18 protein-coding genes are annotated in these 13,546 nt (G+C 47.8%); 3 read left to right on the plus strand and 15 right to left on the minus strand.

Going from position 1 to position 13,546, the window contains the following annotated elements; genetic code table 11:
* Nucleotides 1–13: 13 nt before the first annotated feature.
* The 6 genes from GVY43_RS04850 to rnz are packed head-to-tail and all read right to left on the minus strand — an operon-like array spanning nt 14 to nt 4,301.
* Complete coding sequence (locus GVY43_RS04850; protein ID WP_159562442.1) at nt 14–559, minus strand: hypothetical protein; 546 nt, start codon at nt 557–559, stop codon at nt 14–16.
* Complete coding sequence (locus GVY43_RS04855) at nt 532–1,488, minus strand: ATP-binding cassette domain-containing protein (RefSeq protein WP_159562443.1); 957 nt, start codon at nt 1,486–1,488, stop codon at nt 532–534. Before GVY43_RS04855 ends, GVY43_RS04850 begins: the two co-directional genes overlap by 28 nt.
* Complete coding sequence (locus tag GVY43_RS04860; protein WP_230872819.1) at nt 1,466–2,152, minus strand: hypothetical protein; 687 nt, start codon at nt 2,150–2,152, stop codon at nt 1,466–1,468. The genes GVY43_RS04855 and GVY43_RS04860 overlap by 23 nt, the downstream gene beginning before the upstream one ends.
* Entirely contained in the window at nt 2,103–2,513 is a 411-nt protein-coding gene (locus tag GVY43_RS04865; protein ID WP_159562444.1) for a DUF4430 domain-containing protein, read from the minus strand. Before GVY43_RS04865 ends, GVY43_RS04860 begins: the two co-directional genes overlap by 50 nt.
* A complete protein-coding gene (locus GVY43_RS04870; RefSeq protein ID WP_159562445.1) occupies nt 2,510–3,394 on the minus strand; it encodes a hypothetical protein in 885 nt (294 codons plus the stop codon). The genes GVY43_RS04865 and GVY43_RS04870 overlap by 4 nt, the downstream gene beginning before the upstream one ends.
* A 1-nt stretch (nt 3,395) precedes the next feature.
* Nucleotides 3,396–4,301: a ribonuclease Z gene (gene rnz / locus GVY43_RS04875; protein ID WP_159562446.1), complete on the minus strand. Its 906-nt coding sequence runs from the start codon at nt 4,299–4,301 to the stop codon at nt 3,396–3,398.
* Nucleotides 4,302–4,373: 72 nt separating this feature from the next.
* Here rnz and GVY43_RS15950 point away from each other — a divergent pair, with 72 nt between their 5' ends.
* Nucleotides 4,374–4,547: a hypothetical protein gene (locus GVY43_RS15950; protein WP_012726540.1), complete on the plus strand. Its 174-nt coding sequence runs from the start codon at nt 4,374–4,376 to the stop codon at nt 4,545–4,547.
* A 45-nt stretch (nt 4,548–4,592) separates the two neighbouring features.
* Here the strand turns inward: GVY43_RS15950 and GVY43_RS04880 are convergent, their stop codons facing one another.
* A complete protein-coding gene (locus GVY43_RS04880) occupies nt 4,593–5,720 on the minus strand; it encodes a M20/M25/M40 family metallo-hydrolase (protein WP_012726541.1) in 1,128 nt (375 codons plus the stop codon).
* Between the two features lie 182 nt (nt 5,721–5,902).
* Nucleotides 5,903–6,892, minus strand: a complete 990-nt coding sequence (locus tag GVY43_RS04885; protein ID WP_159562447.1) for an aromatic acid exporter family protein — start codon at nt 6,890–6,892, stop codon at nt 5,903–5,905.
* Nucleotides 6,893–6,969: 77 nt separating this feature from the next.
* On the opposite strand from GVY43_RS04885, the gene GVY43_RS04890 reads away from it, so the two are divergent.
* Complete coding sequence (locus GVY43_RS04890; RefSeq protein ID WP_236548926.1) at nt 6,970–8,040, plus strand: N-acetylglucosaminidase; 1,071 nt, start codon at nt 6,970–6,972, stop codon at nt 8,038–8,040.
* Between the two features lie 158 nt (nt 8,041–8,198).
* On the plus strand, nt 8,199–8,963 hold the full coding sequence (gene fadH, locus GVY43_RS04895; RefSeq protein WP_031423370.1) for a 2,4-dienoyl-CoA reductase: 765 nt from the start codon (nt 8,199–8,201) through the stop codon (nt 8,961–8,963).
* Between the two features lie 34 nt (nt 8,964–8,997).
* On the opposite strand, the gene GVY43_RS04900 is transcribed toward fadH, so the two are convergent.
* From GVY43_RS04900 to GVY43_RS04930, 7 genes are all read right to left on the minus strand, one after another.
* Nucleotides 8,998–9,573 carry an HD domain-containing protein gene (locus GVY43_RS04900; RefSeq protein ID WP_159562448.1) on the minus strand — a complete coding sequence of 192 codons (576 nt, stop codon included), beginning with the start codon at nt 9,571–9,573 and terminating at the stop codon, nt 8,998–9,000.
* A 2-nt stretch (nt 9,574–9,575) separates the two neighbouring features.
* A complete protein-coding gene (locus tag GVY43_RS04905; RefSeq protein ID WP_074036740.1) occupies nt 9,576–10,250 on the minus strand; it encodes a metal-dependent hydrolase in 675 nt (224 codons plus the stop codon).
* Nucleotides 10,251–10,280: 30 nt separating this feature from the next.
* On the minus strand, nt 10,281–11,003 hold the full coding sequence (locus GVY43_RS04910; RefSeq protein ID WP_031423364.1) for an amino acid ABC transporter ATP-binding protein: 723 nt from the start codon (nt 11,001–11,003) through the stop codon (nt 10,281–10,283).
* On the minus strand, nt 11,000–11,659 hold the full coding sequence (locus GVY43_RS04915) for an amino acid ABC transporter permease (protein ID WP_012726548.1): 660 nt from the start codon (nt 11,657–11,659) through the stop codon (nt 11,000–11,002). The genes GVY43_RS04910 and GVY43_RS04915 overlap by 4 nt, the downstream gene beginning before the upstream one ends.
* A gap of 60 nt (nt 11,660–11,719) precedes the next feature.
* On the minus strand, nt 11,720–12,511 hold the full coding sequence (locus GVY43_RS04920; protein WP_012726549.1) for a transporter substrate-binding domain-containing protein: 792 nt from the start codon (nt 12,509–12,511) through the stop codon (nt 11,720–11,722).
* A 182-nt stretch (nt 12,512–12,693) separates the two neighbouring features.
* Entirely contained in the window at nt 12,694–13,035 is a 342-nt protein-coding gene (locus tag GVY43_RS04925; protein WP_074036735.1) for a DUF952 domain-containing protein, read from the minus strand.
* 56 nt (nt 13,036–13,091) lie between these two features.
* Nucleotides 13,092–13,520, minus strand: a complete 429-nt coding sequence (locus GVY43_RS04930) for a BrxA/BrxB family bacilliredoxin (RefSeq protein ID WP_012726551.1) — start codon at nt 13,518–13,520, stop codon at nt 13,092–13,094.
* Between the last annotated feature and the right edge of the window lie 26 nt (nt 13,521–13,546).

Consider the following 13,546-nt stretch of genomic DNA (forward strand, 5'->3'; position numbering starts at 1 on the left):
GACTATTGTATATTTACCCGAGTTGACGAAGGAATATGCGCTCGAACAAGGGACGGATTAAAAAGAGGAAAACGACGTTCGATAGCCCATGTGCCAAGTCAAACGGGACGCTGAGTAGAAGTAGCTTCCAAAAATCAGCTCCAATCACTTCGAAGAACGCTAGATTGGTCGTCCATCCATATATAAATCCGGACAAAAAACCAAACAGAAGAAAAAGGATGTTCGACTTCATCCATAACGGTCTAAAACTGCTGACGAGCGTTACGATAAGGAGCCAGCCTAAAAATTGATAGAAGACGAACGGTCCGATCCCGAGCAACAGACCTGACAAGATGGGTACGAAGAGCGCAAGGACCGCCGCAGCATTCAATCCAATACATAGTGCCGTCAGCATCAAAATGGCTGTCGTCGGTTGTACGTTCGGAATCGTCATGAAAAGCCAGCGACCGATGACTGCGAGTGCCAAGAGCTGCACGAGCGGTTGAACCGGGAGATCGGATTTCTCAAATCGATACAGCACCAGGATGGCAATCAGAATGGCGAGGACGTATGTGACCATAGCGTACTCCGTTCTTGAAAGAGTGACCGTTCTCCTTGAAAGACCACGCGACCACTCGCAAGGTAAATCACGTCCGTCGCTTGGTCGACTAACGCCAAATCATGTGTCGCACAAAGCACGCGTGCTGATTCGGACTTTTTCAAGAGCGCTTCAAGGAACGCCGTACGTTCCCCATTCGTTAAATCCACCGTCGGTTCATCGAGCAAAAGGACGCTTGCCGAGTCGTTCAGGACGGCTTGTAGTTGAGCAATCCTCCGGTTCGATTCTTTCGGAAACGGACCGTATTCCGTTTCGGCAGGAAGATAAGCAGCTCGCTCCCCCCGCTTCACCCGTCCACGAAGAGGGCGTCTGCTCCTTGCTAAAAGTTCGAGCAACGTCGATTTTCCACTTCCGTTCGTCCCGATACAGACGGTGAGGCCCGGTTCATTCATTTGGACCGTCACTTCTTCAATAGCATAAGTCGCCTGAAGCGGATGACGATAGGATACATCGGTCGCATCAATTCTTGGTATCGTCTCCGATTGTCGGAAAGTAATTTTCATATCTTCAGACGATTCTTGCGCCCGTTCCGTATAACCAATCCGAACACCAAGATCAGAAGTACGACGAAGTAGCATCTCTAGATGTTCTCTACGGAATTGATCGAGGTGGCGGAACGGTTCGATAAGTACAATTGCTTCGGGCTGATCTAATAGAGCATAAGCGACTTGTACAATCTGTTGCTCACCGCTTGAACAGGCGTCAAACGCTTTTGGATACAGGGCATCGATTTGTAAAAGTGAGGCGAGTTCCGCCCCCCGAAGCGAATCAACACGGGATAATAAATGACCAACTTTTCCTGAGAATGGTTGATTCATTCTGATGACTCGAGGACGATACCGCTCGATATATGCCTCGAGCGACCCGTCAACGGTAGAAAGCCATTGCATCACGAACACCTCCTTTTGTGACGTATGGATAGATGAGCCATGGGATGATGGTCCACTCGAGTGATACGTAGCCAATCAAGCCAATCATAAAGAGTTGGAGAACATCCTCAAATCGGAATCGACGCATCGGCTCGACCGCAAATCGTGGCTCATGCCTTTGGCTATTAATGCCAATCTCGATTGCTTCTTGCCACGCTTTTTTGGGGTGACTTCTGAGCGACTGACGTACCGCTCGTTCCATCGAAGGAATAAGTGCCCACGCCCCGTACAAGAGGGAAGTTGAACGGGGCCATTTATAGAGAAGTGGGAGCAATCGTTCCAATCGAACAATCCGAGAAATCCACAGCATGCCAAGTAAGAAAGTAGCCAACTTCAATAGCTGACGCCATATGTAAGTGAGCGATAACTCCCATCCAAACAATGCAGGGAAGACCGAGACGAGAGCAAACGCAATCAATACGATGAGCATCGTCCATGGAAACCGACGTTCAAGCATGAGCAAAAGAACAAGGCCGATGACAAATACTGTGACATCATGGATATACGTCAGAATGAATAGATGACTAAATAGAAAGAAAAGGAGCGTGACAGGATGTCGCCGCTCCCAATCTGCCTCATTCGAAGAAAGCAATCGCATCTTCTTCAAACCGCCACTGAATGACATCCGTCGATTCTACTTCTTTAGCACCGGCCCCTTCATCTCCGGGCGCGCCATTAAAAGCAAATACCCAGCCTGACGATTGTCCTTCTGATTTTTCTTCGATGCCTTCGATTGCCGTCACGTACGACATGTCTCCGCTTCCTGTCACTTCTAGATCAAGCCCTGTCGCTTTTAATGCGTCGAGCACGGTCGCATCCTCTTCAAGACAAACACTCTTCTCTTGATAGAGCGTCTCCTCCGTCGCCGCATTGTATACGGAAATGGTTGGACTTACATCGCAGGTCTCTTGTTGTGTTTCTTCTCCGCCACATCCGACAAGAAGTGCGGTCGCTAATAGGGAAATACTCAAATACGGTTTGATCATTCTGTCAAATCCTCTCGTTGATGTATCGAATAATTATATAGTATCGCAAAACGTTCGCCTGAACTTCGTCCTTCCCGTGTCAGTCCGACGAGTTGGATGCTGTTTGCGAGGACTGGTTCGCGCTGGAGCCAGAACTTGACCAGTTCATTGTCCCGATTGATCATGAGCATCGATTCGTTTTCGAACGTGTACATATCATACAGCCCATCATAGGAAAGTTGTAACACTGGGGCAGAAACGACGTCAGTATACTCCTCCCATGAAGGACCTCGTAATGTCGACAGCATGTGGTCGAATTCGACGAGCTTTTCAAAAAAGGCCTGTCCAGATTCTTTACGCAGTTCATCCACTTGTTCATACGAAAGTTGTCCTGAGCCGTATGTTACACGAATCTGTTGGAACGACTCGGCTCGCTCCACCATGAGTAAATACTCAATGGATTGAACGTTCCCTTCTCGGTCGATCTGTAGTTTCCCGCGATCTAATTTGATCGATTCACTATTGATTCGTTGTAACAATTTTTCGGTCATGTCATCAAACGATTCATCCGTGACCGAAACGGCGCCGATTTGTTGCGACTCGGAACGAAAGCCGGACTGGTCGAACAATGGGACAAAAAGCAAGACGAGAAAAAAGAAGAATCCTAACAGTGCCCCGTACCATTTATACCGGCTGTTCTGTTTCGGAAAGAACAAAAATGACAACAGAAAGCCAATCGGAATGTGAAACCCGCCGATGGGAAAAGACACGATTCCAAGTAGGGAATAAAATAAGAACTTTGGAAAGAAGTTCGCTTCCGGCTCTTTCAATTGATTTAATCGAATCCCTAATAGAACGCTAATCACTAAAAAGGCTGCCCATACATAGAGTTGAATGGTCACATCAATCCCCCACTGTATATTCTAAAAAGTCCGTCGCAACAAGACTCGATGGAAAATCCGACACAACTTCTTGAACAAATTCTTCCTCTCGTCCGACATAGCGTGCTGAGATGTGTGTCACAATCAGCTTGCCGACGGCGCACGCATTCGCTAGCGCGGTCGCTTCACGTGTCGTCGAGTGACCATACTTCCGAGCGAGCGCTTGTTCCGCCTCCATAAACGTCGCCTCGTGAACGAGGAGGTCTGCTCCATCCGCCAACTTCTGCGCGTTCTCACACGGGATTGTATCTCCTAAAATCGCTACGATTTTTCCCGGAATCGGTTCAGTGACGTATTCTTTAGAGTCATACCATTTTCCTTCAAATTCAAATTGGTCTGATTCTTTGATTGTTCGATAAATCGGTCCACTTGGAATGCCGAGTTCTTTTACAAGGTCGACGCGTAACATGCCCGGTTTTTCTGGACCATCGATTCGGAAACCGAATGAAGGGAACCGATGCTCTAATTTTCGCACAGTGACGAGATGGTCGTCTTGTATGAATGTGTCCCCGTCGGAGTACTCGATCACGGTCAGCTCATATCCTAAATGTGAGCCCGTGACACGCAACGTAACTTCTAGCCATTTTTTCAATCCTTTTGGTCCATAGACGGTCAAGGGCGAGGCCCCATCGAGTGCCGAACGAGTCGACAAGAATCCAGGCAATCCGAAGACATGGTCACCATGAAGGTGTGTCACCCATACCGCGGTCACTTTCCTCGGTTTGATTTTCGTGTAGAGCATTTGATGTTGTGTGCCCTCTCCACAATCAATCAGCCAGGTCACGTTCGATAAATCGAGTGCAAGCCCTGATACGTTGCGCTGTTTCGAAGGCATCCCCGACCCAGTTCCTAAAAACTGTAACTTCATAAATATTTAAGTCCTTTCTTCAAACCGTCCATGCTATACTTGACGTAATCGCTGAAAAGGATGTGATTTGTGATGACCAAGGCAGAACAACCCGAATCGATTTATGAGACGATTCGAGAACGAGCAGCTTTGATGAATCGCTTGCACCAACAGGAACAAGGCACCTCTATCCGCATTCACGACATAGCGATCGAACTTCATTGCACAGACGAGTTGATTTTAGAATCACTGGAGTTCGCAGCATAACGAGTACGAACACATACGAAGAGCCGACGAATGGTCGGCTCTTTTTTATTGCTTAGGTGATGCGACTTCTTCAACGATTGTCACGACATATTCGACGAGTTTATACAACTCTTCAAGTGGCATGCGTTCGTTCGTCGTATGAATCTCTTCATAGCCTACAGCCAAGTTGACTGTCGGGATTCCGCCACCTGCGATCACGTTGGCATCCGACCCTCCACCTGAATGGAGGATTCGTGTCGGGCGTCCGATTGTCTGGGCCGCACGTTTCGCAACTTCAACGACTTCGTCGCCTTCTTCAAACTTGAATCCAGGATACATGATGTCGATGTCCACTTCGGCACGACCACCGAACGACTCAGCGACCTCGATGTACGCTTGTTTCATGGTTTCTGCCTGCTTCTCCATCTTCTCATGGATGAGCGAACGGGCCTCAGCAAGAACTTCGACATAGTCACACACGATGTTTGTCGCGCGGCCCCCTTCGAAGCGTCCGATGTTGGCTGTCGTCTCTTCATCGATACGACCGAGCGGCATCTTCGCGATGGCTTTCGCTGCGATTTGAATCGCCGAGATTCCTTTTTCAGGTGCGACACCAGCATGAGCCGTCTTCCCGTAAATCTTCGCGTTCACTTTTGCTTGTGTCGGAGCGGCGACAATGATGTCTCCAACTGGTCCATCCGAATCAAGGGCAAAACCGAACTTCGCATCGATTTTCGATAAATCCAATACTTTCGCACCGACGAGACCTGATTCTTCCCCGACCGTGATCACGAACTGGATTTGACCATGTGGAATTTGTTTTTCTTTCAATACACGCACGAGTTCGATCATCGCAGTGAGGCCGGTCTTGTCGTCTGCTCCGAGAATCGTCGTACCATCCGTGACGACATATCCGTCTTTGATGCTCGTCTTGATTCCTTTACCTGGAGTAACCGTATCCATGTGAGCCGTAAAGTAAATCGGATCAACATTTTCTTTCGTTGCAGGCAACGTGATGATCAAGTTGTTACCAGAGTGTGCCGTCTTCGTTGATGCGTCGTCCTCGTAGACGTCGCAGCCAAGCTCTGTGAATACACCTTTCAAATGTTCACAGATGACCGCTTCTTCCTTCGTTTCTGAATCGATGCCGACCAATCCTAAAAATGTGTCGAGCACGCGTGTCTCGTTTACCATAAACAACATCCCTCCATCCAAACATTTCTTGACCATTATATCAAACTCCCCTGGATTGCACGAATCTTTTCCATTCTGTACAATGATGGCAAACACGTATATGGAGGCAGACCATGAAGAAAAAACAGAAAAGACGACAACGCATCATTCAAATCGGCGTCGTCGTCATCGTCTCAATCTTTTTAATCAGCACGTTTCTCTCGAGCATGACCATGTTCTTTTAAGAGCAAGATGTATCGCTCTTTCAAGATCAAGTAACTTTTTACATCTGATAAAATATTTAATAAGGATGAGCGTACCTCGAATTCCTCACGCGTCGTGGGGAGAGGTACGTTTTTTCGATAATGCTCAATCATCTCTTCTAGCTCCTGTAAAAAGACAGAGGCATCGGCCTGCTCGTTCACATGATCCCCGACTCGACGTAAGAACGTCGCGACCGGTTTCGCTTCATTGACGACCATCGTGATTTCTCTGGCGTTATCAGCGACTCGTTTGAGAATATCATACTGTCGTTCACGCATTCGGAAGTATAGATAGTCCATGTCCTCGTTTCGCTTTCCGATTGAGTTCCCCATACGGCGAAGAGCCAAATCTTTCCCCTCTTTCAGATAGTCCCGCGTCTTGATGAGCATCATCGAGTGATTGTTATAGACGCCCGTCTCGACACATGCCGCCACGTCATAAAACAGAACAGCAAGCGAACGGTCGATATTCTCTTTAATCCGTTCAATCTCACGGTCAAGCGTCGGCATATACATGTTGACGATGAGCCCGACACCGACACCGATTGCAATGAGCAATAGCTCATTGATAAATAACTCGAGTGAAAACTGTGCTTCGGTGTAGAGGTGGGTCAAGATGACGACACTTGTAATGAGCCCGTCTTGCAGTTTCAATTGTTGTACGAGCGGAATGAAAATGACAAAATAAAGTGTGAGCGTCACCGGTGAATAGCCCAGTAGCGTGAACATCGCCGCACCCATTCCGATGGCGAGAAGACTTGCCATGACTCGTTCATAGGAGGCGCGAATCGATTTTTTACGCGTCTCTTGAATACTTAAAATGGCGATAATGGCTGCAAATACAAAATAATCGAGATGAATTGTTTCGGAAATGAGCATCGCGATACCTGCTGCGACCGCGGTCTTTAACGTCCGCGTTCCAATTTTCATACTAATTTCCCCCTTCTCCATCAAATTGTTGACTAAATCAACTCGTTTGGCAATTCAAAAGTTTGGAAGTGATTTGATTGAAACGAAAGAAAAGACTTAAGGTTTGGCCGATGATTGCGACACTTAGTCTCGCCATCGCAGCCTTTTTATGGATTCAATTTTCCCGTGAAGACACCTTTACCGTCGAAACGGTGACGAATGGCGACCGTGTCACGAGGTCGTTCGAATCTCTCGCAGAAGCAAAACGATACATGACGGCCGGTAAGAACCGGACATTGTTCTCCCCCTCTGGAGAAGTACTCGATTTTACAGGTACCGGAGTCGTCGTCACTCCGAGTGATGCTATCACAAACTTATATAAAGATGCATCATTTAAAACACGACAATCCTATGTCGCTGGTGGCACGAGACTTCAACTAATTGAACGCGGAGACGATCATCTTAAAGTACGTATCTCCGGGGCGGATGTGTATGTCAAACCGGATCAAATGGCGTTATTTCCTGAAGCAGTTGTGAAGAGACGTGGATTTTACGAGATTCGAGAAGGTGACGTCTACCATACGGTGGAAGCGAACGCCAATCTCGCCGGAACGTTCCTTGTAGGTCCGACAGAAAAAAACTCGGATGACCGTTTTTACACAGAACGTGTCCAAGACGTCTTCGATTCTCCTTATCAATTTGCATCGATTCGCACGTCGTCCCCATATTCGGCTGACGAGTTTGATCAATATTTAAAATCCATCGATTCACCACTCGCTGGGGAAGGCAAGTCCTTTAAACGGGCAGAAGATACGTATAACATCAATGCCTTATTCCTGCTGGCGGTTGCCGGGCATGAGTCCCGATTTGGAACGTCCGATATCGCTCGAGACAAGCGGAACCTATTTGGGTTCCGTGCGACAGATGACGACCCGAGCGGGAATGCGACATCCTTTAAAACAATTGACGCCAGCGTACAAGCTGCTGCTGAATTGTTTGCGACTAAATATGTCACAGGGCCGTACGCTCGTGGCGATTATCCCGGGAACAAGCAGGAAGGCATCAATATCTTCTATGCATCCGATCCATACTGGGGCGAGAAAGTTGCTGGTACAATGTACACGATTGACCGTGAACTCGGTTTGAAGTACTTGAAAAAAATTCAATGAAAAGCAGCCCGGCTCATACGAGTCGGGCTGCTTGACGTCTGTATACGTTTCAGGACAAAGGAATGATTCAATATGAATCAACATCTTATTGAAGGATTTTCACATCACAAGACGAATAGTATAAATGAACGACCATTCATTTTTGAGGGGGAATTAAGATGAAAACGATTTGGATTACCGGGGGATCGTCCGGCATGGGGAAAGCGATGGCATTAAAATTTAAACAGGAAGGATGGAACGTCGCTATCAGCGGTCGAAACGAGGAACGACTACTAGAAGCGATGAACGATTTGAATTCAATCGATGCAGGTCAGGCGATGAGTGTGCAACATGACGTTCGTGACTATGAAGGATGCGCGAAAGCACTGGCTGACATCGTATCCGCTTATGGACCTGTACACGCACTCGTCAACAATGCTGCCGGAAATTTTGTGTGTCCGACTCTTGATTTATCTCCTAATGGTTGGGCAAGTGTCATCGACATCGTCTTGAACGGGACATTCAACTGCACCCATGTTCTCGGGAAACATTGGGAAGCAGATGAAATCCGTGGCGGCTCCATCATCAACATGGTCGCTTCCTATGCGTGGCAGGCAGGACCTGGTGTCGCACCGAGTGCGGCAGCGAAAGCAGGGGTCTTGAACTTGACGCGAACACTCGCGGTTGAATGGGGCTATCAATTCGGCGCGCGGGTCAATGCCATCAGTCCTGGACCGATTGAACGGACAGGCGGCGCTGAAAAGCTCGTCTCCCACGTAAAAGAAGTAGAGCGTATTCGCCGTAACGTCCCACTTGGACGTTTTGGGACACCGGAAGAGATCGCGGACCTCGCTTACTGGATGGCATCAGACGAGATGCGCTATTTAAACGGGGATTGCATCTCTCTTGACGGTGGTCATTGGTTGAACAAGCATCCATTCTAATCAAAAGGACGACCGAATATACTCGGTCGTCCTTTTATATGTCCACCCCATCCCATTCTTCATGAAACTGTTCTAGGAACTGCTGCATGAAAGCATGACGTGACATCGCTAGTTGTTTTGCTTTTGCGGTATGCATCATCGACGCCAGCTTCAACAGCTTGTCATGAAAATGTTGAATGGCACTCTCTTCCGACAAATCGAGCGGAGTTTTGCGAGAACCCGCGAACTGGAACGTTCGCGCAATCCCGATGGCCCCCATCGCATCAAGACGGTCGGCGTCTTGCAAGATTTCGCTTTCCCGGGTCGTCGGGGTCTTGCCTTTTGAGAAGGAGACCTCATCAATCACCGCCATCACCAAGTCCACTTGCTCTTCAGTGATGTCAATTGAGGACAGATGCTGTTTGACGAGACCGTTCGGACGACCGAGCTTATGATCTTCCACGTCGTGTAAATATGCCGAGAGGAGGAGAACCGTCCGATTGACCGGTTCATCCTCCATTAAACGTTCCACTAGTCGGACGACACGCGTAATGTGGGCGACGTCATGACCCGACGCGTCATCTGCATGAATCGTTCCGATGAACTCTCGCGTCGCTTGAATCACGTCCATGCTTAAATCTCGATCGTCGTATTCGGTTCAATCAAGAGACCTCGACGGTGCAATTGGTCACAAAACGCCTGAGCATCTTGTTTAATCGGCGGGAACGTATCAAAGTGGATCGGAACGACACGTTTCGCTTGAAGCCACTGCGCCGCATCTAAAGCGTCTGTTGGCCCCATCGTGAAGTTGTCTCCGATTGGAAGGAACGCGACATCGATTTCAAACCGTTCACCGTACATCTTCATATCGGAGAATAGACTCGTGTCTCCAGCGTGGTAGAGCGTCAGTTCGTTCGTCTCGATGATGAATCCGGCAGGCATCCCCATATAGACCGGTGTATCCCCCATGTCAAAGCTCGAACTATGGAACGCTTGCGTCATCGTGACGCGTCCGAACGGAAAAGCATGACCTCCCCCGATGTTCATCCCGTGAACAGAGAAGCCTTTTTTCTCGTAATACGTTGCGAGTTCATGTGTCGCCACAATCGTCGCACCCGACGATTTCGCAATCAATTCGACATCCTCGATATGATCGAAATGAGCATGTGTGAGCAACAAATAGTCCGGACGTAGTGTAGAAGGGTCTATTTCCGTATGAGGGTTACTCGTCAAAAATGGATCGATCAACACGTTTACGCCATCAATCTCAAATCCTACAGTCGCATGTCCATAATAGGTGATTTTCACGTGTATTCATCCTTCCTTCGTAAGTTCAGATTACAACACTTTCTCCAAGAAACGTTTCGCCCGGTCTGTTTGCGGATTCAACAACAGGTCAGCCGGTTTTCCTTCTTCCATGAGAATCCCTTCATCCAGGAAGAGGACGCGGTCTGCCACTTCACGGGCGAAGCCCATTTCGTGTGTGACGACGACCATCGTCATCCCAGTCTCAGCCAACCCTTTCATAACGTCGAGTACTTCATTGACCATCTCAGGGTCAAGTGCCGATGTCGGTTCATCAAACAACATGACGTTCGGTTCCATCGCCAAGGCACGCGCGATGGCGACACGCTGTTTTTGTCCACCCGAGAGTTGGCTCGGATAGGCATCGATTTTTTCAGAAAGGCCGACACGTTCGAGTAATTTCTTCGCACGTTCCAGCGCTTCCGCCTTGCTAACTTTTAAGACGTTGATTGGTGCATACGTCAAATTGTCCAATACGCTCATATGAGGGAACAAGTTGAACTGTTGGAATACCATCCCGATGTTTTGACGCGCCTTCGCGACGTTCGCCCCTTTTTTCGTGAGCTCGAATCCGTCGACACTGACCGTCCCGCTCGTTGGAATCTCAAGCATGTTCAAGCAGCGTAGAAATGTCGATTTACCAGACCCGGACGGTCCGATGACAGCAACCACTTCACCACGCTCGATCGTCGTCGTGATTCCTTTTAACACTTCTAAGTCACCAAATTGTTTGTGTAGGTCTTTTACTTCGATCATCTTCCATCACTCTTTCTTAACCGTTTTTCTAGACGTTGTCCAAGATACGTCAAGATCATCACTATCGTAAAGTATATCACACCGGCGAATAGAAGCGGTTCGAAGTAGATTGCCTTCTGCCCACCGACGATTTGCGCACGACGCATGATATCGAGCACCCCGACCGTCGAGACGAGGGCAGACTCTTTCGTTAATGTGATCATCTCGTTCACAAGAGCAGGCAAGATGTTCTTGAACGCCTGTGGCAAGATGATGGAACGTAACTGTTTGACATACGGGACACCAAGAGCATCCGAAGCCTCCCACTGTCCTTTATCTACTGCTTGGATACCCGCTCGAATAATCTCTGAAATATACGCCCCCGAGTTGAGCGAGAAGGCGATGACCGCTGACTGGTACGGTGTCGTGATATATCCCGTCAGTTGCGGCAATCCGAAGTGGATGATGGCGAGTTGCAAAATGAGTGGTGTCCCACGGAACACCGCCGTATAAGCATGTCCGATAAAGTTAATCAGACGATTCGGGACAATTTTTAATGTAGCGACAACAATCCCAAGTGAGATCCCAATCAATGCCGAGACGATCACCACTTGGAACATGACTGGAATCCCCTCAAGTATATAAGGGATCGAATCATAAATCCGGCTAAAATCCATAGTGAGTTCCTCCTAAAAAAGGGCTGACCGATTCATCTTCAGTCAGCCTCGTACGATTCATTATTCGGCTGGCGCAGCCTCTTCTTCAAACCATTTCTGTGCTAACTCTTCGATTTCTCCACTGTCGATCATCTTCTTCAACTCTTCGTTGAATTGATCGCGGAGTTCATCATCTTTACGGAAGGCAGCAGCAGAACCTGCTTCTTCTTCGTCCACAATTTCAAATGTCGTCAATTCACTATCTTGCTCGAGGTATTTTTTCGCTACCGTATCTTCGATGACCATCGCGTCAATACGTCCTGTCTTGATTTCTTGAATGATCTCAGGAATCTTATTCAACGAGACGATCTCAGCATCTGTGATTTGATCTTGTGCAATCCCTTCTTGAATCGAACCGAGCTGGACTCCGATCTTTTTCCCCTTCAAGTCTTCAAGTGATTGAAGCGAATCATCTTTTGACAAGATCAAGTTCACCGCTGTGAAATAAATATCTGAGAAATCGGCATTTTCTTTACGCTCTTCTGTCGGAGTCATCCCCGCCATGACGAAGTCGACTCGACCTGCATTGAGGGCTCCAAGTAAGCTTCCGAAATCCATATCTTCAATTTTCAATTCATATCCCATGTTCTCTGCCACTTTTTTGGCGATATCGATATCAAATCCGACAATCTCGTCGCCATTCGCTGTATCGACGAACTCATATGGGAAGTAATCGGCACTTGTACCCATGACGATGACTTTGTCATCCTCACCATCGGTCGATGTCGATCCTCCTTCGTTCACGTCTGCCCCACACGCGACTGAGAACGCGGCCAGTCCTGCTAAACATAATGCTAGAAAACCTTTTTTCATCTTCATCTCCCTTTCATAGTTGAATGATAATTATCAGAACTTTAACAAAATTATGACATATGTGTGAACGTAGCTCAACTGTTCTATGACACATCAGTTGTCCGACTTGTGTCTTCAACCACTATATACACATAATTATTACTTGTAAAGTATATTCATGCAAATTATACAAAAAAAGAAGGTCACATTCGCTCGAAAGCGAAATATGTGACCGTTCCATTGTCGCGTGACCCATACGGTTGCACCTGTTTGACCGAAGTCATCGGAATGGCACTATACACATGTGGATAACGTTCTCCATCCTCATCCAACTCATAATGTAGCAGTTGACCAAGTCGGTTGACGTGTAACGATACGAGAACGACCGCTTCACCCGAATACGACTTTTTGACGACCTTTCCAATCTGTTGCGGCGTACAACATTTAATCGTCCCTTCAGATTGAAGTGACGGTTCATTGATCTCACCGCGTGACAGGGCAATCATATATTCTGCCTCCGTCATGATTTTGATGACTGGTTCCATATACCCTGCCCCTTTTCACAAAAGCGCAAAGGCAGTGCCTTTGCGCCGATGCTTGATTATGCGAAGTAGATGTCGAACAATGTTTGCAATTGGTCGACGAGCTCTTCAGCAGTCGATGACTCGATTTCACTACGCTCTACCATCGTCACGATGTTGCCATCCTCAAGAAGTGCGATTGACGGTGAAGACGGTGCATATCCTTCAAAATACTCACGTGCACGATCTGTCGCTTCACGGTCTTGACCAGCAAACACGGTCACGAAATGGTCAGGCTTCACACCTTCCATCTTGTTGACGTATGCGGCAGCTGGACGAGCAATCCCGCCTGCACACCCACAAACCGAGTTGACGAGGACGAGTGTCTTCCCTTCTTTTTTCAGTGCTCCGTCTACTTCTTCCGGTGTCGTGAGCTCTGTGTATCCTGCAGCACGTACTTCGTTACGCGCTTGTTCGACTACATCTTGAAAATATAATTGAAAATCCATGTTGTTTCCCCTTTCGACATTTCGTC

It is taken from the genome of Exiguobacterium sp. 8H, assembly GCF_902506255.1.
Taxonomy (GTDB): Bacteria; Bacillota; Bacilli; order Exiguobacteriales; family Exiguobacteriaceae; genus Exiguobacterium; species Exiguobacterium profundum.